General features: G+C 67.3%; 17 protein-coding genes and 1 tRNA gene. 6 read left to right on the top strand and 12 right to left on the bottom strand.

What is annotated here, in order from left to right; translation table 11 throughout:
• The 7 genes from F3J14_RS16790 to recA all read right to left on the bottom strand — a co-directional run.
• Positions 1-574 (bottom strand): pilin (locus F3J14_RS16790; RefSeq protein WP_166723956.1); only part of this gene is annotated, 574 nt, incomplete at its 3' end.
• 97 nt (positions 575-671) lie between these two features.
• Positions 672-1,376 carry a TerC family protein gene (locus F3J14_RS16785; RefSeq protein ID WP_166723955.1) on the bottom strand — a complete coding sequence of 235 codons (705 nt, stop codon included), beginning with the start codon at positions 1,374-1,376 and terminating at the stop codon, positions 672-674.
• Between the two features lie 158 nt (positions 1,377-1,534).
• Positions 1,535-2,416: a succinate--CoA ligase subunit alpha gene (sucD, locus tag F3J14_RS16780; protein WP_006477916.1), complete on the bottom strand. Its 882-nt coding sequence runs from the start codon at positions 2,414-2,416 to the stop codon at positions 1,535-1,537.
• 69 nt (positions 2,417-2,485) lie between these two features.
• A complete protein-coding gene (sucC, locus tag F3J14_RS16775; protein ID WP_006755512.1) occupies positions 2,486-3,652 on the bottom strand; it encodes an ADP-forming succinate--CoA ligase subunit beta in 1,167 nt (388 codons plus the stop codon).
• A gap of 68 nt (positions 3,653-3,720) precedes the next feature.
• Complete coding sequence (locus tag F3J14_RS16770) at positions 3,721-4,329, bottom strand: DUF2889 domain-containing protein (protein ID WP_006755513.1); 609 nt, start codon at positions 4,327-4,329, stop codon at positions 3,721-3,723.
• A 145-nt stretch (positions 4,330-4,474) separates the two neighbouring features.
• Positions 4,475-5,344: a recombination regulator RecX gene (gene recX, locus F3J14_RS16765; protein ID WP_166723954.1), complete on the bottom strand. Its 870-nt coding sequence runs from the start codon at positions 5,342-5,344 to the stop codon at positions 4,475-4,477.
• On the bottom strand, positions 5,344-6,423 hold the full coding sequence (gene recA / locus F3J14_RS16760; protein WP_006755515.1) for a recombinase RecA: 1,080 nt from the start codon (positions 6,421-6,423) through the stop codon (positions 5,344-5,346). Before recA ends, recX begins: the two co-directional genes overlap by 1 nt.
• A 187-nt stretch (positions 6,424-6,610) precedes the next feature.
• Between recA and F3J14_RS16755 the strand changes: the two genes are divergently transcribed.
• The 4 genes from F3J14_RS16755 to F3J14_RS16740 all read left to right on the top strand — a co-directional run bounded on the left by F3J14_RS16755 (position 6,611) and on the right by F3J14_RS16740 (position 11,004).
• Entirely contained in the window at positions 6,611-7,339 is a 729-nt protein-coding gene (locus F3J14_RS16755) for a response regulator transcription factor (RefSeq protein WP_166723953.1), read from the top strand.
• A 16-nt stretch (positions 7,340-7,355) separates the two neighbouring features.
• A complete protein-coding gene (locus F3J14_RS16750; RefSeq protein ID WP_166723952.1) occupies positions 7,356-8,909 on the top strand; it encodes a sensor histidine kinase in 1,554 nt (517 codons plus the stop codon).
• A 232-nt stretch (positions 8,910-9,141) separates the two neighbouring features.
• Positions 9,142-10,800, top strand: coding sequence for an MFS transporter (locus F3J14_RS16745; protein ID WP_166723951.1), 1,659 nt, complete (start codon positions 9,142-9,144; stop codon positions 10,798-10,800).
• A 127-nt stretch (positions 10,801-10,927) separates the two neighbouring features.
• Positions 10,928-11,004 (top strand) — tRNA-Met (locus tag F3J14_RS16740).
• Between the two features lie 107 nt (positions 11,005-11,111).
• Here F3J14_RS16740 and F3J14_RS16735 read toward each other — a convergent pair.
• Positions 11,112-12,083 (bottom strand): LysR family transcriptional regulator, encoded by a 972-nt coding sequence (locus F3J14_RS16735; RefSeq protein WP_166723950.1) that lies wholly within the window; start codon positions 12,081-12,083, stop codon positions 11,112-11,114.
• Between the two features lie 197 nt (positions 12,084-12,280).
• Positions 12,281-13,249 (bottom strand): GlxA family transcriptional regulator, encoded by a 969-nt coding sequence (locus F3J14_RS16730; RefSeq protein ID WP_166723949.1) that lies wholly within the window; start codon positions 13,247-13,249, stop codon positions 12,281-12,283.
• Positions 13,250-13,364: 115 nt separating this feature from the next.
• Between F3J14_RS16730 and F3J14_RS16725 the strand changes: the two genes are divergently transcribed.
• Positions 13,365-14,048, top strand: coding sequence for a DJ-1/PfpI family protein (locus F3J14_RS16725; RefSeq protein WP_166723948.1), 684 nt, complete (start codon positions 13,365-13,367; stop codon positions 14,046-14,048).
• Positions 14,049-14,131: 83 nt separating this feature from the next.
• Entirely contained in the window at positions 14,132-14,443 is a 312-nt protein-coding gene (locus F3J14_RS16720; protein ID WP_166723947.1) for a cupin domain-containing protein, read from the top strand.
• Between the two features lie 43 nt (positions 14,444-14,486).
• Here the strand turns inward: F3J14_RS16720 and F3J14_RS16715 are convergent, their stop codons facing one another.
• From F3J14_RS16715 to F3J14_RS16705, 3 genes are all read right to left on the bottom strand, one after another.
• Positions 14,487-14,771 carry a PAAR domain-containing protein gene (locus F3J14_RS16715; RefSeq protein WP_166723946.1) on the bottom strand — a complete coding sequence of 95 codons (285 nt, stop codon included), beginning with the start codon at positions 14,769-14,771 and terminating at the stop codon, positions 14,487-14,489.
• A 128-nt stretch (positions 14,772-14,899) separates the two neighbouring features.
• Positions 14,900-16,102, bottom strand: coding sequence for a porin (locus F3J14_RS16710; RefSeq protein ID WP_166723945.1), 1,203 nt, complete (start codon positions 16,100-16,102; stop codon positions 14,900-14,902).
• 113 nt (positions 16,103-16,215) lie between these two features.
• On the bottom strand, positions 16,216-17,688 hold the full coding sequence (locus F3J14_RS16705; protein WP_166723944.1) for an amidase: 1,473 nt from the start codon (positions 17,686-17,688) through the stop codon (positions 16,216-16,218).
• Positions 17,689-17,708 lie beyond the last annotated feature (20 nt).

Here is a 17,708-nt window from a genome sequence, read left to right as displayed (position 1 = left end):
ATACGCTCGCGGGCAACGTCGCCGCCTCCGCCGGCAACGGGCCCGCGCCCGGCGCCGGCAGCGATGACGCGGCCTTGCCGGCGGCAAAGCACTCCCACGCGATCGCGCCGGCCTGCATCGCGCCCTTTTTAAGCGGCACCCGTGCGGTGGGGGTGTCGGCCTTGTCCGGCGCGGACGGCACCAGGACCAGCGTATTCGCGCCGGCCGCGGCGACGCGGGTGGTGAACGCCACCGTGATCTGGCCCGTATCGGCGTCGATCCGAACGGATTCGACGTTCCGGGTGGCGACCGGCGGGCTGTAGCCGCCATCGAGGCCCGCGCCACTCGCGGCATTGTCGGCGACTGCCAGCCGCGCGGACGACGCGAGCGCGAGCCCCTCGCCGACGCGCGACCGCGCGAGGTAATCCTGGTACGCGGGAATCGCATAGGCGGCGATCACGCCGACGATCGCGAGCACGATCATCAACTCGATCAGCGTGAAGCCGGCCGGCCGCCAACGCGGCGCCGGCCGGCGCGCGCGCCGCAGATCGGCGGCGACACGACGGAACAGGGAAACTGAAAAGGCTTCGAACATGACTGGCTCCGGAAACGAAAAACGCCTGCCGAATCAGGCAGGCGTTTCGATCGTAGCCAGCGGGCCGCGGCCCCGGCAGTCGGCCGGACGGCCAACGTCATTGCGGGTGCGGAACGCCGCGGCGGCGCCGGAGCGCGTATCCGGCGCCAACGACGAACAGTGCGCCGGCGATGCTCGCGCCGTAGATTGCGGCCTGCGTATCGAGCACCGGCCAGCGATCGCCGACCGGGTCGTGCACCATCAGCCCGCCGGCAATCCAGCCGAGCAGCCCGGCGCCCAACGCGACGACGATCGGGAACCGGTCGAGCAGCTTCAGCACCAGCGTGCTGCCCCACACGATGATCGGCACGCTGACGACGAGCCCGAAGATCACGAGCGCCAGCCGGTGCGACGGATCGGCCTGCTCGGCCGCGCCGGCGATCGCGATCACGTTGTCGAGGCTCATCACGGCGTCGGCGATCACGATCGTCTTCACGGCGTCCCACAGCCGGTCGGCCGGCTTCACGTTGTCATGCGCGTCGGCGTCCGGCGCCATCAGCTTGATGCCGATCCACAGCAGCAGCAGGCCGCCGCCGAACTTCAGGAACGGCACGTCGAGCAGCGCGACCGCGAACGCGATCAGCACGACCCGCAGCAGGATCGCGCCGGCCGTGCCCCACACGACGCCGCGCAGTCGCTGATTGGCCGGCAGATTGCGGCACGCGAGCGCGATCACGACCGCGTTGTCGCCGCCGAGCAGGATGTCGATGATGACGATCTGGAACACGGCGCCCCAGTGCAGCGACGTCAGGAATTCAAGCATGAGTGGATATGGGTGCGGGGCGACGACCCTCTGACAGGCGGCCCGGTTCATTACCGGCACATGCATCGCGCATGCCCGGGGCTTACAAATTCATTGCGCGAGCATAACAAAAAACGCCGGCGGAGCCGGCGTTTTTTGCTGGACGAACCACGCGGGAATTACAGCGCCTTCTTCAGCAGACGGCCCATTTCCGACGGGTTGCGCGTGACGGTGATGCCGCACGCTTCCATGATTTCCAGCTTCGCTTCGGCCGTATCCGCACCGCCCGAGATCAGCGCGCCGGCGTGGCCCATGCGCTTGCCCGGAGGCGCCGTGACACCCGCGATGAAGCCGACGACCGGCTTCTTCATGTTGTCCTTGATCCACTCGGCTGCATTGGCTTCGTCCGGACCGCCGATTTCGCCGATCATCACGACTGCGTCCGTATCCGGATCGTCGTTGAACATCTTCATCACGTCGATGTGCTTCAGACCGTTGATCGGGTCGCCGCCGATACCGACTGCCGACGACTGGCCGAGGCCCAGTGCCGTCAGCTGAGCAACGGCTTCATACGTCAGCGTGCCCGAACGCGACACGACGCCGATGCGGCCCTTGCGGTGGATGTGACCCGGCATGATGCCGATCTTCAGTTCGTCCGGCGTGATCGTGCCCGGGCAGTTCGGCCCGAGCAGCAGCGTCTTGCGGCCTTCGCGACGCATGCGGTCCTTCACTTCGATCATGTCGCGCACGGGGATGCCTTCCGTGATGCAGATCGCGAGATCCAGGTCGGCTTCGACGGCTTCCCAGATCGCGGCGGCTGCGCCTGCCGGCGGAACGTAGATGACCGACACGGTCGCGCCGGTTTCTGCCTTCGCTTCCTTGACGCTCGCGTAGATCGGAATGCCTTCGAAATCTTCGCCGGCCTTCTTCGGGTTCACGCCCGCGACGAATGCTTCGCGGCCGTTTGCGTATTCACGGCAGGCGCGCGTATGGAACTGACCGGTTTTGCCGGTAATGCCCTGCGTGATGACCTTCGTGTCCTTGTTGATCAGAATCGACATGTATTTTGACCTCTGTTCGATTGGCGTCGCGTGCAAAACCGCGCCGCCATGCGTATTCATTGAGCGCGCTTATTTGCCTGCGGCAGCCGCGACGACCTTCTGCGCAGCCTCTTCCATGCTGTCCGCCGAGATGATCGGCAGGCCCGAATCGGCCAGCATCTTCTTGCCCAGGTCCTCGTTCGTGCCCTTCATGCGCACGACGAGCGGCACGTTCAGGTTCACGGCCTTCGAACCGGCGATCACGCCTTCCGCGATCACGTCGCAGCGCATGATGCCGCCGAAGATGTTCACGAGGATCGCCTTCAGGTCCGGGTTCTTCAGCATCAGCTTGAACGCTTCGGTGACCTTCTCGGTCGTGGCGCCGCCGCCGACGTCCAGGAAGTTCGCCGGCTCGCCGCCGAACAGCTTGATGGTGTCCATCGTCGCCATCGCGAGGCCTGCGCCGTTCACGAGGCAGCCGATGTTGCCGTCGAGCGAGATGTACGCGAGGTCGAACTTCGACGCTTCGATTTCAGCCGGATCTTCTTCGTCCAGGTCGCGGTACGCGACGATTTCCGGGTGGCGGAACAGCGCGTTCGAGTCGAAGTTGAACTTCGCGTCGAGTGCGATGACCTTGCCGTCGCCGGAGACGTTCAGCGGGTTGATTTCAGCCAGCGATGCGTCGGTTTCCCAGAAAGCCTTGTACAAGCCTTGCAGGATCGCGCGCGCTTGCGGAATCGAAGCAGCCGGCACGCCGATCTTCGCGGCGAGGTCGTCTGCCTGCGCGTCGAGCAGGCCCGTCGACGGCTCGACGATGACCTTGTGGATCAGTTCCGGGTGCTTTTCGGCGACTTCTTCGATGTCCATGCCGCCTTCGCTCGAACCCATCAGCACGATCTTCTGCGAGATGCGGTCGACGACGAGGCTGACATACAGTTCCTGCTTGATGTCGGCGCCTTCTTCGATCATCAGGCGGTTGACCTTCTGGCCTTCCGGACCGGTCTGGTGCGTGACGAGCTGCATGCCGAGGATCTGGTTCGCGTATTCGCGAACCTGTTCGATCGACTTCGCCACCTTCACGCCGCCGCCCTTGCCACGGCCACCCGCGTGAATCTGAGCCTTCACGACCCACACCGGGCCGCCCAGCTCTTCTGCCACCTTGACGGCCTCGTCAACCGAGAACGCCGGCTTGCCGCGCGGTACCGCGACTCCGAATTTCCGCAGGATTTCCTTACCCTGGTACTCGTGAATCTTCATGCGTGATTCCCTTCAGTCTGAGAGTTGGATGAAAAGTCGCTTAAGACGCTTCTTCGAATGATTTCCGTTCATTCCTTCGTGCTGCCTTCACCGGGCACGTCCGGCCGGCTCGCGCCATACCAGCGCGGGTAGTACTGCCGCACGACCTCGCCGTCGAACCGCAACGCCCGGCAGCGGCCGAGCTGGAAAGGCGCTTCGTCGTGCGCGCCGCCGTGATCCGGCCCTTCGCCACCTTCCTCGCGCACGTTCCACACATCGCCGGCGAACGCCTGGATCGCTGCCGTCGGCAGCACGGCGCACAGTTCGGTGAGATGGGAACAGCCTGCGACGCCGGCGAGCAGCCGGTTCGCGTTGCGGCGGAAATTGCGGAAGAGATTGAGCCCGATGAGGGCCCGATAGGCGGGAGAGGCGGATTGACAGTGACCGGGATAGGGAACCCATTCCGAAGACGCTTCGGCGTCGACGACGTTGAGATCACGATCGATAGTCACGCGCAGCCAGAGTTCGTGGATCGGCAGGCCCTGGGGCCGGATGCCCGACGCAAGCGCGACATCGCGCGGCTTGTGGTCGGTCAGGCAGGCTTCGATGTCCCACAAGCCGTCGCCGCGCTCGTAGGCTTCCGCTCGGATTGCGCGTCGATGTCGCAACTGACGGGGCACGGGCTCGGATAGCGGCATGCTGGAGGTTGAGGCCGAAGAGGAAAACCCGTGGATTTTAGCATATCGGGTATTTGAGGCAGCCGGCCGCGACGGCGGGTATTCCCGCCTGTCCGGAAACGGTTGCATTGCAGCAAAATCGCGCGCAGCGCGCGTGACGAGCCGGTCAGTCGTCGACCAGGAAATCGTCGCCGACCTTCAGCAACTTCACGATGATCCCGCTCGAGAAGCCGCGCGCGGCAAGGAAGCGCGCCTGCTTCGCGCGCTCGGCCGGCGTTTGCGGCAGTGCACCGAATTTCTTGCGCCAGACGGCCTGCGCACGTGTCCATTCGGTCTCGCGCAACTGCGCGTTGACTTCCTCGACGAGCGTGTCGCCGACCGCGTGACGCTTCAGTTCGCTGACGATGCGCGCGGCGCCGACGCGCGACGCACGGCGATGCACGAGGCTCTCGGCAAAGCGCGCGTCGGACAGCCAGCCTTCCTTTTCCAGCGCATCGAGCACCGGCTCGACGGATTCGTCTTCGCCGACGTACGGCCCAAGCTTGCGCGCGAGTTCCGCGCGGCTGTATTCGCGCCTGGACAGATAGCCGAGTGCGCGGCCCTTCAACGAACGCGGCGGCTTCGACGACTTGCGCTCGCGGGCGCCGGGATCGTCGCCGGCAGATGTGCTTGAAGATGCGCCGGACGCCCGGCGGGCGCGGCGCGGATGCTGGCTGCTGCGGGTATAGACGTCTTCCCTGGCCGGCGTCGACGCATCGGCTGCGCGCTCGCCGGGGAAGCTGACGCCGGAAACACGACGGCGGGAGCGGTCGTGCGCGTCGAACGATTCGTCGTCGTCGAACGGATCGTCCGGCGCGGCAATCTCAAACGAAACGAGGGCATCGTCGGATGCCCTCGTCGCGGTGCGGTTCGCGGCGTTGCTGCCTGCGACCTGCCGGTCGGCACCCGAGGATCCAGCTCGCCGACCGGAGCGACCCGCCGTTTCGGGCGCGTCGCTCTCCTCCGGCTTGCCTGCCTGACCTCGGCGCCCGACCATCACTCTTCTTCGTCCATCGCCTCGGCTTCGTCGTGGTCCGCAGCCGCACCTTCAGGCATGGTGACCACGCCGAGCGATTCGCGGATACGGTTCTCGATCTCGCGCGCGATTTCCGGATTCTCGCGCAGGAATTCACGCGCGTTGTCCTTGCCCTGACCGATCTTCTCGCCGTTGTAGCTGTACCAGGCACCCGCCTTGTCGACGATCTTCGCCTGCACGCCGAGATCGATGATCTCGCCCTGACGCGAAATGCCTTCGCCATACAGGATGTCGAAAATCGCTTCGCGGAACGGCGGCGACACCTTGTTCTTGACGACCTTCACGCGGGTTTCGTTGCCGATCACCTCGTCGTTCTTCTTGATCGAGCCGATCCGGCGGATGTCGAGACGCACCGACGAATAGAACTTCAGCGCGTTGCCGCCCGTCGTGGTTTCCGGGTTGCCGAACATCACGCCGATCTTCATCCGGATCTGGTTGATGAAGATCACGAGGCAGTTCGTGCGCTTGATCGTGCCCGTCAGCTTGCGCAGCGCCTGCGACATCAGGCGGGCCTGCAGGCCCGGCAGCGAATCGCCCATCTCGCCTTCGATTTCGGCCTTCGGCACGAGCGCCGCGACCGAGTCGATGACGATCATGTCGATCGAGCCCGAGCGCACCAGCGCGTCGGTGATTTCGAGCGCCTGCTCGCCGGTGTCCGGCTGCGAGATCAGCAGTTCCGGCACGTTCACGCCGAGCTTCGCTGCATATTGAACGTCGAGCGCGTGCTCCGCGTCGATGAACGCCGCCGTGCCGCCGAGCTTCTGCAGTTCGGCGACGACTTGCAGCGTCAGCGTGGTTTTACCCGACGATTCCGGACCGTAGATCTCGACCACCCGGCCGCGCGGCAGGCCGCCGACGCCGAGCGCGATATCGAGACCGAGCGAGCCCGTGGACACGACCTGGATGTTCTCGGCCACTTCGCCGTCGCCCATGCGCATGATCGAGCCCTTGCCGAACTGCTTCTCGATCTGTGCGAGTGCGGCCGCCAGCGCCTTGCTCTTCTCGGCGGTCATCCCGGAGCCCTTCTTGCTATCTTCCATGAATCGTCCTTTGCTATGATGAGCAGCGTCTGTAAGAGGCGCGCCCGCTTTCAAGCGCTGCCCATGAATGCAGACACTGTATAAAAAAACAGTGTTTTGTGCAAGCCCGCAATGCAGAGCGTTGTACACGAATAACTTCGGAGACAGCCGCGCCGGCGCGAATGCCCGCCGGCCATCGGTCAGCACCATGCGAATTCTCATCGCCGAAGACGACAGCATACTCGCGGACGGCCTCACCCGGTCACTCCGCCAATCGGGCTATGCGGTCGACCACGTGAAGAGCGGCATCGACGCCGATACGGCGCTGTCGATGCAGACATTCGACCTGCTGATCCTCGATCTCGGGCTGCCGAAAATGTCCGGGCTCGACGTGCTCAAGCGCCTGCGCGCCCGCAATTCCAACCTCCCCGTGCTGATCCTGACCGCCGCCGACAGCGTCGACGAACGCGTGAAGGGGCTCGACCTCGGCGCCGACGATTACATGGCCAAGCCGTTCGCGCTCAACGAGCTGGAAGCGCGCGTGCGCGCGCTGACCCGGCGCGGCGCGGGCGGCGGCCCGACCGTCGTGCGCCACGGCTCGCTCGCGTTCGACCAGGTCGGCCGCATCGCATATGCGAACGATCACGTGCTCGATCTCTCCGCGCGCGAGCTCGGCCTGCTCGAGGTGCTGCTGCAGCGGATCGGCCGGCTCGTGTCGAAGGAGCAGCTCGTCGATCATCTGTGCGAATGGGGCGAGGAAGTCAGCAACAACGCGATCGAAGTCTACGTGCACCGGCTGCGCAAGAAGATCGAACCGAGCGGCGTGCGGATCTCGACCGTGCGCGGCCTCGGCTATTGCCTCGAGAAGGTCGCGCCTGCCGCGCCGGCCGACACGGCAGCGCCCCAGCCCGCGGTGGCCGGCACGCCGCTGCGCTGAAGCCGGGCGCGCCGCGATGGCCACCCCGGCCCATTCCCGCCACCCGAGCGGCACGCCGGCGTCGGCCGCCGACGAGGCACGCGACGCGCGCTACGAGAACCCATTCGCACCGCCCGACGAAACCGATGCGCCCGAGGCGCCGCGCCCGCGCTCGCTGTTCGGTGAAATCCTCGACTGGATGCTCGCGCCGCTGCTGCTGCTGTGGCCGATGAGCATCGCCGTCACCTATCTCGTCGCGAAGACGATCGCGAACGGCCCGTTCGACCGCGCGCTCGAAACCAACGCATACGTGCTCGCGCGGCAGATCCATCCGGTCAACGGCGTCGCCGAGCTGACGCTGCCGCAGCAGACGCGCGACTTCCTGCGCGCGGACAACGTCGACAGCGTGTACTTCCAGGTGCTCGGCACGCGCGGCGAGCTGGTCGCGGGCGAGGCCGACATGCCGCTGCCGCGCGACGAGGACCGCCCGCCGCCGGGCGTCGTCGTGTTCCGCGACGACCTTTTGCGCGGCAACGACGTGCGCGTCGCGTATACGACTGTCGCACTGCCGGAGCCGAGCGGCGCGCAGCCCGTGCTCGTGCAGGTCGGCGAGACGCTCGACAAGCGCAATGCACTCGCGAACGACATCATCAAGGGCGTGATCCTGCCGCAGTTCGTGATCCTGCCGCTCGCGATCCTGCTCGTCTGGTTCGGGCTGTCGCGCGGGCTCGCGCCGCTCAACGCACTGCAGGCGCACATTCGCGCGCGGCGGCCCGACGACCTGTCGCCCGTCGAGGCGCAGCGCGCGCCGCCCGAGATCGAGCCGCTCGTCACGTCGTTCAACGACCTGCTCGCGCGGCTCGAGCAAAACATGGCGTTGCAGAAGCGCTTCATCGCCGACGCCGCGCACCAGATGAAGACGCCGCTCGCGGGGCTGCGCACGCAGGCCGAATTCGCGTTGCGCCACCCCGTGCCGCCCGACGTGCAGCGCTCGCTCGAACAGATCGCGACGAGTTCCGAGCAGGCCGCGCGGCTCGTCACGCAACTGCTCGCGCTCGCGCGCGCCGAGAACCGCGCGAGCGGGCTGACGTTCGAGCCGGTCGAAATCGGCACGCTGGCGCGCCGCACGGTACGCGACTGGGTGCAGGCCGCGCTCGCGAAGCGCATGGACCTCGGTTACGAAGGCCCGGAGGACGACGCGCCGCTCGACGTCGACGGCAATCCCGTGATGCTGCGCGAGATGCTCGGCAACCTGGTCGACAACGCGATCCGCTACACGCCCGAAGGCGGCCGCATCACCGTGCGCGTGCGGGCCGAGCAGGCGGCGCGGCGCGTGCATCTCGAAGTCGAGGACACCGGGCCCGGCATCCCGGCCGCCGAACGCGACCGCGTGGTCGAGCGCTTCTACCGGATCCTCGGCCGCGAAGGCGACGGCAGCGGCCTCGGGCTCGCGATCGTGCGCGAGATCGCGACGCAGCACGGCGGCACGCTGACGCTCGACGATCATGTCTATCAGCACGCGCCGCGCCTCGCCGGCACGCTCGTGCGCATCAGCCTGCCGCTGTCGGAACCCGTCGCGGATCCAGCCTGACACGCGCGGGCCTCCTCCACCGCGCACCACGCCGCGATCGCATCGAAACCAGCGCTTTACCGTCCGTTTGCCACCCGATCGAGGGGCGAAGCGGCTGATTCGGCGCGGGTTAACGCGCAGTCGTTTTGTGCCCGGGAGTCAGTGCGCCGTAAGTTTCCGTGCCAATAATCGTCGACAGGCCCGCCCACCCAAGGCGGCCGCATATCTATATCAAGGGACTTGGAGACGATTCATGGCAACCTTAGGCGGGCAAATTTCGCACTCGCCGATGACGGCCGAAGAAAAGAAGGTGATCTTCGCGTCGTCGCTCGGCACCGTGTTCGAGTGGTACGACTTTTACCTGGCCGGGTCACTCGCGGCCTACATCAGCAAGAGCTTCTTCTCCGGGGTCAATCCGACCGCCGCCTTCATCTTCACGCTGCTCGGCTTCGCGGCCGGCTTCGCCGTGCGGCCGTTCGGCGCGATCGTGTTCGGCCGGCTCGGCGACCTCGTCGGCCGCAAGCACACGTTCCTCGTGACGATCGTGATCATGGGCCTCTCGACCTTCGTGGTCGGCTTCCTGCCCGGCTACGCGACGATCGGCATCGCGGCGCCCGTGATCTTCATCGCGATGCGGCTGCTGCAGGGCCTCGCGCTCGGCGGCGAGTACGGCGGCGCGGCGACCTACGTCGCCGAGCATGCGCCGGCGAACCGCCGCGGCTTCTACACCGCATGGATCCAGACGACCGCGACGCTCGGCCTGTTCCTGTCGCTGCTCGTGATCCTCGGCGTGCGCACGCTCATCGGCGAGGAATCGTTCGGCAGCTGGGGCTGGCGCGTGCCGTTCGTCGCGTCGATCCTGCTGCTCGCGGTGTCGGTGTGGATCCGGTTGCAGTTGAACGAATCGCCGGTGTTCCTGCGCATCAAGGCCGAGGGCAAGACGTCGAAGGCGCCGCTGACCGAAGCGTTCGGCCAGTGGAAGAACCTGAAGATCGTGATCCTCGCACTCGTCGGGCTGACCGCCGGCCAGGCCGTCGTCTGGTACACGGGCCAGTTCTACGCGCTGTTCTTCCTCACGCAGACGCTGAAGGTCGACGGTGCCAGCGCGAACATCCTGATCGCGATCGCCCTCCTGATCGGCACGCCGTTCTTCCTGTTCTTCGGCTCGCTGTCGGACCGGATCGGCCGCAAGCCGATCATCCTCGCCGGCTGCCTGATCGCGGCGCTCACCTACTTCCCGCTGTTCAAGGCGCTCACGCACTACGCGAACCCGCAGCTCGAACTCGCGACGCAGAAGGCGCCGATCACGGTCATCGCCGATCCGGCCACCTGCTCGTTCCAGTTCAACCCGGTGGGCACGTCGAAGTTCACGAGCTCGTGCGACATCGTGAAGAGCGCGCTCGCGAAGGCCGGCCTGAACTACGAGAACGTCGCGGCGCCGGCAGGCTCGACCGCCCAGATCAAGGTGGGCGACACGGTGATCCCGGCCTATGACGGCAAGGCGGCCGATGCGAAGGCGCAGGGCGCGGCGTTCGACAAGACGCTCGCGTCGACGCTGAAGGGCGCCGGCTATCCGGCCAAGGCCGACCCGGCGCAGCTCAACTGGCCGATGACGATCGTGATACTGACGATCCTCGTGATCTATGTGACGATGGTCTACGGCCCGATCGCCGCGATGCTGGTCGAGATGTTCCCGACGCGGATCCGCTACACGTCGATGTCGCTGCCCTATCACATCGGCAACGGCTGGTTCGGCGGCTTCCTGCCGGCGACCGCGTTCGCGATCGTCGCGGCGAAGGGCAACATCTATTCGGGGCTCTGGTATCCGATCGTGATCGCGCTGGCCACGTTCGTGATCGGTCTGCTGTTCGTCAAGGAGACGAAGGACTCGAACATCTACGCGCAGGATTGATGAGGTCGGGCAGGCGGGGGACACCCCGCCTGCAACCCGGGCCGATAGGCGTCGCCGGCAACTTTTTTCGGGGAAGATGAAAAAGGTGTTGACAGCCCGGCGGCACATCTGCATAATTCAATTCTTCGGCGAATTAGCTCAGTCGGTTAGAGCGACGGAATCATAATCCGCAGGTCCGGGGTTCGAATCCCTGATTCGCCACCAAATGCGAAAAGCCGCTGTTCCGCAAGGAACAGCGGCTTTTTTCATTGCTTCATCCGGCACATGCGGTGTCGCACACCGCCCGTCCTTCAGGCGCACGCGCGCGGGCGCTACGCCACCACCGATCCGCGCTCCTCGACAGAATCCGCACGCACCTTCCCGCGCCAGTTCTCGCCGCCCTCCAGCGCGGGCGTCGACTCGAACAGCTCCGCGAGCCAGTCCGCGAACACCCGCACCTTCTGCGACAGATGCCGGTTGTGCGGATACACGATCGAGATCGGCTTGGGCTTCGGATTGCAGTCGGGCAGCACCTCGACCAGAGAGCCATCGCGCAGGTTCGGCAGCACCATGAACAGCGTCGGCTGGATCATCCCGAACCCTTCGAGCCCGCACGTCACGTATGCATCCGAATCGTTGACGGTGACACTGCCGTTCATCCGCACCTCGAGCGGCTTGCCGTCGATCATGAACACCCACGGAATCGCCCGCGCGCCATGGCTCGCGCGGAAATTGACCGCATGATGGTCGGCCAGGTCGGCGATCTCGTGCGGCTCACCGTGACGCGCCAGATAGTCGGGCGACGCGCAGGTCACGCGCTTGAGCATCCCGATCCGCCGCGCGACCATCGACGAATCCTCGAGCGGCCCGACCCGGATCATGCAGTCGATGCCCTCCTCGACCGGATCGACGTAGCGGTCCGACAAGCCGAGGTCGAGCGTGATGTCCGGATAGCGCTGCCGGAAGATCGACAGCGCCGGCAACACCACGCGCCGCCCGAGCGAACTCGGCATGTGCACGCGCAGCACGCCGCTCGGCTTGCGGTTGCCGGTCTGGAAACTTGCGTCGGCCTCCGCGATCTCCGAGATGATCTTCATGCAATGCTCGTAGTACGCGGCGCCCTCCGGCGTCAGCGACAGCCGGCGCGTCGTCCGGTGCATCAGCCGCACGCCGAGCAGCGCCTCGAGATTCTGGATGATGGTCGTGACCGACGCGCGCGGCATCGCGAGCGTGTCGGCCGCGCGCGTAAAGCTGTTCGCGTCGACCACGCGGGTGAAAACTTCCATTGCCTGGATGCGGTCCATGCTGCGCCCCCTTCGAATCGCCAACAGGACAGAATAGAGCGCGCAACGGGCGCGGCACAAGCCCCCGTCCATTGTTCTCCACTTCTGAATAGTCAACGCGCTTCGGACTGGAAAGTAACCGGCTTTCGTTCAGTTCGGCGCGACGATCGTTCCGTCCCCGGCTGCCGCGCGCCGGCCGGCCGCGGCACGCCCGCGCGTTAGCGCACGAACCGCTCGCGATAGCCCTGCGGCGACACGCCGAGCACGCGCACGAAACTGCGCCGCAGCGTCTCCTCCGAACCGAAGCCGCACCGCGTGGCGATCCGCTTGACGGGCCACGCGGTTTCGCCGAGCAAACGCTGCGCGGCCTCGACGCGAATCTGTTCGACCGCGCGCGCGGGCGTGCGGCCGGTCCCCGCGCGGTAGTGACGCACGAAGCTGCGCTCGCTCATGCTGACGCGCTCGGCGAGCGCGGGCACCGACAGGTCGGCCGTCAGGTGCTCGGCGATCCACGCATGCAGTTCGCCGAAGCGGTCGTCGGTGCACTGCATCGACAGCATCGCGCTGAACTGCGCCTGCCCGCCCGGCCGCTTCAGGAACACGACGAGTTCGCGCGCGGCGTCGAGCGCGACCGCTCGCCCGAGATCCTCCTCGACGAGCGCGAGCGCGAGATCGATGCCGGCCGTCACGCCGGCGGACGTCCACAGCGCGCCTTCGCGGATGAAGATCGGATCAGGCTCGACGCGCACGTTCGGGTAGCGCGCCGCGAATTCGTCGCAGCGCGCCCAGTGCGTGACCGCACGCCGCCCGTCGAGCAGGCCGGCCTCGGCGAGCAGGAACGCGCCGGTGCAGACCGACGCGACACGTCGCGCGCGCTGCGCCTGCTGCCGGACCCAGCGCACCATCCGCACATCCTGCGACGCGGCGCGCACGCCCTTGCCGCCGGCCACGATCACCGTATCCGGCCGTCCGGCGGAGCGCAGCGAATCGGCCATCACGACGAGGCCGGACGACGTCTCGATCGGCCCGGCCTCGGCGGCGACGACGCGCGGCGCATACGGCGCGGGCTGACCACGTTCCTCGGCGAGTTCGTTGACGGACGCGAACACCTGCAGCGGCCCAGTCACGTCGAGCAACTGCGCACGGGGGAACGCGAGAATCAGGATCGAGCGCGGCGCGGTAGACATGGTGATTGGCTGAAAACGTGGGTGATATGGCAATTTCGCCAAACACTACGCGCCTAGAATCGATCTGTCCATCGTGCGCCGGTCGCGGCGCCCCCCTTCCCTACGGAGTGTTCGCATGACCCTGCATATCGGCCTTCTCGTGTTTCCGGGCGTCCAGCAACTCGATCTCACCGGCCCGCACGACGTGCTCGCCTCGCTGCCCGACGCGGCTGTCCACCTCGTCTGGAAATCGCGCGACACCGTCGCGTCGAGCAGCGGCCTCGCGCTCACGCCGACCTGCACATTCGACGACTGCCCGCCGCTCGACGTGATCTGCGTGCCCGGCGGAATCGGAATCAACGACCTGCTGCTCGATGCCGAAACGATCGCGTTCGTACAGCAGCGCGCGGCCACCGCGCGCTACGTGACGTCGGTCTGCACGGGCGCGCTGCTGCTCGGCGTGGCCGGCCTGCTGCGCGGACGCCGCGCGACGACGCACTGGGCGTTTCACGGGCTGCTCGAGCCGCTCGGTGCGGTGCCCGTGCACGAGCGCGTGGTGCGCGACGGCAACCTGATCACCGGCGGCGGCGTGACGGCCGGCATCGACTTCGCATTGACGATCGCCGCCGAACTCGCTGGCGACGAAGAGGCGCAGTCGATCCAGCTGGCGCTCGAATACGCGCCCGCGCCGCCGTTCGACGCGGGCTCGCCGGATACGGCACCCGCGTCGGTCCTGAAGCGCGTGACCGAGCGCTCGGCGGCAGCGCTGGAGAAGCGCAAGCAGACGATCGATGCGGCCTTGCGCGCGATGGCGCGCTGATCCCGAACACACTGAATCCGGCGGGCAAGCGACGCGACCATGCCACACCCGCCCTGCACGGCATCCACACTCACGGACCTTCGATGAACATCATCCGCGGCACCGCGTTCACCGCCGAGCGCCCATGGGGCGCGCTGGACGTCGCGAACCTGAACGGCATCACGGTCCGCCTGCACTGGACCGATCAGCCGTACCGATGGCATGTGAACGACGGAGAGGAAGTTTTCGCGGTGCTCGACGGCCGTGTCGAGATACGCTACCGGGAAGCGGGCATCGAGCACGCGACGGTGCTCGAAACGGGAGACGTATTCCACGCGACGATCGGCACCGAGCACGTCGCGCACCCGCTGGGCGAAGCACGCATCCTGGTGATCGAGACCGAAGGCAGCGTCTGACGACGGGCAGCCCGCGGCGGGCGTCGCACCGATTCGACGGGCATCAGCCCGAAATGGTGCCCGTGCCCTGCGACGGGATCAGCTTCGGTTGCGGCGTGCACTGGCACTGGCATAGGTCGTGTTCGAGCGCGACGACCTTGCCCATCACGGTCATCGTCCGCTCGCCGCCGTCGGACACGATCACGCCCTGGGTCTTGCACGCGGCGCAGAACACGGGCGCGCCGAGATAGGCGAGCTCGCGGCCGTCGAACGACGAATTGGCGATGCCGTCGAGCACGACGCCGCCATGGTCGGTCGTGTCGCCCTTCAGAATGAATTTGCGGCTCATGGTTCGGCTCTCCCTCGGAAAACGCCGCGCGGCACGGCGTCGGGCCGCGTCCGGGCAGTCGGTATCCGCCCGTCGGTCGCGGGCGTTTCGCGAGGATATCACCGCGCGCTCGAGCGCCGCCGTGCGGATCAGAACTTGTGCCGCATGCCGACCCGCGCCAGGAACTGCCGGTCGTTCGCGGCTGCACCCGGACCGTTGATCGCCGCGACGGCCGCGTGCCCCGTCGAGTCGGTGCCCGATGCGCGCTGATAGACGGCGCTCACGTAGACGTCGGTGCGCTTCGACAGGAAATAGTCGAGCCCCGCCGCGACCTGGTGATACGTCGCGCCGTCGCGGCCGTTCACGCCGCCGCCGCGCGTGTAGTCGTACGCCAAGCCGCCGAACAGGTAAGGCATGAACTGGTAGCGCACGCTCGCCTCGGCGTTGTTGAACACCGCGTTGCCGGACACGCCGCCCGGGTTCGGCCCGGACGACAAGTCGCCGAGCTGGCGAAACGACGTGTTCGTATACATCGCGCCGAGCGTCATCGCGCCGATCGCATAGGTGCCGCCCACCGCCGCGACCTGCAGCGTGCGCGCGGATGCATAGCCGGAATACACCGGCGACAGCATGTTGTTGCCCGGCACGCCGCCGACGGTTGGCGCAGGGCTGCCGGTCGTGCCGAAGAACGACACGTTCGGGTTGCGCGCATTGAGGTAGCCGGCCGCCACCGCGAGCGGCCCGCGCGTGTAGCCGACCGTGGCCGACCACACCTGGTTGCGCGTCGCCGCGCCCGCGATGCCGCCCACCCCATACATCGCCGCGAAGCGGACCCCGCCGTAGTCGTTGCTCGTGAACTTGATCGCGTTATTGGTCGAGTTCGCGTTGTTCACGTTGTCGAGGTCGCCGGGGTGCGCGACCATGTAACCGCCGAACAGCGCGGCGGCCTCGAGCGGCCCGAGGAAGTCGACGTTGGTGTCGTACTGCCGCCCGAGCGTGACGGTGCCGAACGGCCCCGACAGCCCGACGAACGCCTTCTTGCCGAAGATCAGCCCGCCCTGCCCGAGCTTGCCGGTGCTCGGATCGAAACCGTTCTCGAGCGTGAAGACCGCCGCCAGCCCGCCGCCGAGATCCTCGCTGCCGCGCAGCCCCCAGCGGCTCGCCTGCTGCACGCCACCCAGCATCCGCAGCGCGGGCTTGCCGCTCACCGTGCCGTTCGGGCCAATCGTCGCGATGTTGCTCGCATAGGTCAGCCCCTCATCGATAATGCCGTACAGCGTGACGCTGCTCTGGGCGTGCGCCGCACCCGCGATCAGCGCGACACCCGCGCCGGCCAACAGCTTCTTCTTCATCGAACGATCTCCAGTGCGCGGGTCGAATGGCGACACACGGGCGCACGCCCCCCGCAGGCGCGCGGCCTGCTCCGGTGCAAACCGGAACGGTCGGGGTCAGTCGGGAAAGGCGGTCAGCGCAGTGCGTCGGCAACAACCGGCGGCGGCGTCCAGCGCCGGCCGGCCGCGACTTCGTACGCATGGCCGAACTGCAGCACGCCCCAGTCGTCGCGGTAGCCGCCGACGATCTGCATGCCGATCGGCAGGCCGGCCTCGGAGAATCCGCACGGGACCGACAGGATCGGCGCCTCGGTCGATGACAGCAGCCAGCACACGCGCATCCAGTCGATGTAGGTCGTGTTCTCGACGCCGAGCACATCGGCGGGCACGCGCAGCGCAGCGTCGAACGGCATCACCTGCGTCGTCGGCAGCACGTAGAACGCGTAGCGCTGCATGAACGCGCGCATCCGCTCGAACAGGCGCGTCTTGCGCACGAACAGGCGGCCGAGATCCGCGGCGGCGAGCGAACGATGCAGCCGGTATTCTTCGCGGAGTTCGGGTTTCAACGCCGCGCGCTGCCGCTCGTCGAAGCCGTCCATCAGCGTGCCGATCATCCAGGCACGCTCGATCCGGAACAGGTCTTCGGCTTCGGCGAGATCGGGGTCGTCGAATTCGACTTCGCAGCCGAGCGACGTGAACACGCGCGCCTGCGCATCGACCGCGCGCCGGATCTCGGGATCGACCGGCACGCCGGGCAAGCCGCGCGACATCGCGATGCGCGTGCCGCGGAAATCGCGTTCGAGCGGCTGCGCGAAGCGCGCGCCCGGCTCCGCGATTTCGGTCGCGGTTTCGCCGCTCGGCCCGGCGATCGCGGACAGCAGCAGTGCCGTGTCGGCGACATCGCGCGCCATCGGCCCGTCGACGCCGAGCGTCGCCCAACCGTTCTGGTCCGGCGCGCGCGGCACGCGCCCGGGCGACGGCCGCAGCCCGACGACGTTGTTCCACGCGGCCGGGTTGCGCAGCGAACCGCCCATGTCGCTGCCGCACGCGAGCGGATTCATCCCGCATGCGAGCGCCGCGGCCGCGCCACCGCTGCTGCCGCCGGCGGAGCGCGTCAGGTCCCACGGGTTGCGCGTCGCGCCGAACACCTCGTTGAACGTATGCGAGCCGGCGCCGAATTCCGGCGTGTTCGACTTGCCGATCATCAGTGCGCCGGCGCTCGCACAGCGCCGCACGATCAGCGCGTCGTGCGGCGGGACGTGGTCGGCGAACAGCGGCGAACCGAACGTCGTGCGCACACCGCGCGTCGCGGTCAGATCCTTCTGCGACACCGGCAGCCCATGCAGCGGCCCCTGCCATTCGCCGCGCGCCCAGCGTGTGTCGAGCTCACGTGCGCGGGCGCGCAGCGCATCGGGGTCGACCACGGTGACGAGCGCATTCACGCGCGGGTTGATCATTGCGATGCGCGCGAGATGCGCATCGAGCAGGTCGCAGGCGCTGATCTGCCGGGACTTCAGCAACTCGAGCATGGTGCGCGCGGGCAGGTCGCACAGATCGCCGGCGGCAACGTCGGCCGGCGACGGCGAAAACGAAACGGTGGGGGTCATGGAATGAATCGAAGAAGAAG

Origin of the sequence: Burkholderia sp. Tr-862 (assembly GCF_011753085.1) — a bacterium.
Classification (GTDB): domain Bacteria; phylum Pseudomonadota; class Gammaproteobacteria; order Burkholderiales; family Burkholderiaceae; genus Burkholderia; species Burkholderia ambifaria.
This window is presented reverse-complemented; position numbering and strand designations above follow the sequence as displayed.

Coding starts and splice junctions, on each gene's coding strand:
- F3J14_RS16785 (WP_166723955.1), bottom strand. CDS start 1,376: ATGCTTGAATTCCTGACGTCGCTGCACTGGGGCGCCGTGTTCCAGATC.
- sucD (WP_006477916.1), bottom strand. CDS start 2,416: ATGTCGATTCTGATCAACAAGGACACGAAGGTCATCACGCAGGGCATT.
- sucC (WP_006755512.1), bottom strand. CDS start 3,652: ATGAAGATTCACGAGTACCAGGGTAAGGAAATCCTGCGGAAATTCGGA.
- F3J14_RS16770 (WP_006755513.1), bottom strand. CDS start 4,329: ATGCCGCTATCCGAGCCCGTGCCCCGTCAGTTGCGACATCGACGCGCA.
- recX (WP_166723954.1), bottom strand. CDS start 5,344: ATGGTCGGGCGCCGAGGTCAGGCAGGCAAGCCGGAGGAGAGCGACGCG.
- recA (WP_006755515.1), bottom strand. CDS start 6,423: ATGGAAGATAGCAAGAAGGGCTCCGGGATGACCGCCGAGAAGAGCAAG.
- F3J14_RS16755 (WP_166723953.1), top strand. CDS start 6,611: ATGCGAATTCTCATCGCCGAAGACGACAGCATACTCGCGGACGGCCTC.
- F3J14_RS16750 (WP_166723952.1), top strand. CDS start 7,356: ATGGCCACCCCGGCCCATTCCCGCCACCCGAGCGGCACGCCGGCGTCG.
- F3J14_RS16745 (WP_166723951.1), top strand. CDS start 9,142: ATGGCAACCTTAGGCGGGCAAATTTCGCACTCGCCGATGACGGCCGAA.
- F3J14_RS16735 (WP_166723950.1), bottom strand. CDS start 12,083: ATGGACCGCATCCAGGCAATGGAAGTTTTCACCCGCGTGGTCGACGCG.
- F3J14_RS16730 (WP_166723949.1), bottom strand. CDS start 13,249: ATGTCTACCGCGCCGCGCTCGATCCTGATTCTCGCGTTCCCCCGTGCG.
- F3J14_RS16725 (WP_166723948.1), top strand. CDS start 13,365: ATGACCCTGCATATCGGCCTTCTCGTGTTTCCGGGCGTCCAGCAACTC.
- F3J14_RS16720 (WP_166723947.1), top strand. CDS start 14,132: ATGAACATCATCCGCGGCACCGCGTTCACCGCCGAGCGCCCATGGGGC.
- F3J14_RS16715 (WP_166723946.1), bottom strand. CDS start 14,771: ATGAGCCGCAAATTCATTCTGAAGGGCGACACGACCGACCATGGCGGC.
- F3J14_RS16710 (WP_166723945.1), bottom strand. CDS start 16,102: ATGAAGAAGAAGCTGTTGGCCGGCGCGGGTGTCGCGCTGATCGCGGGT.
- F3J14_RS16705 (WP_166723944.1), bottom strand. CDS start 17,688: ATGACCCCCACCGTTTCGTTTTCGCCGTCGCCGGCCGACGTTGCCGCC.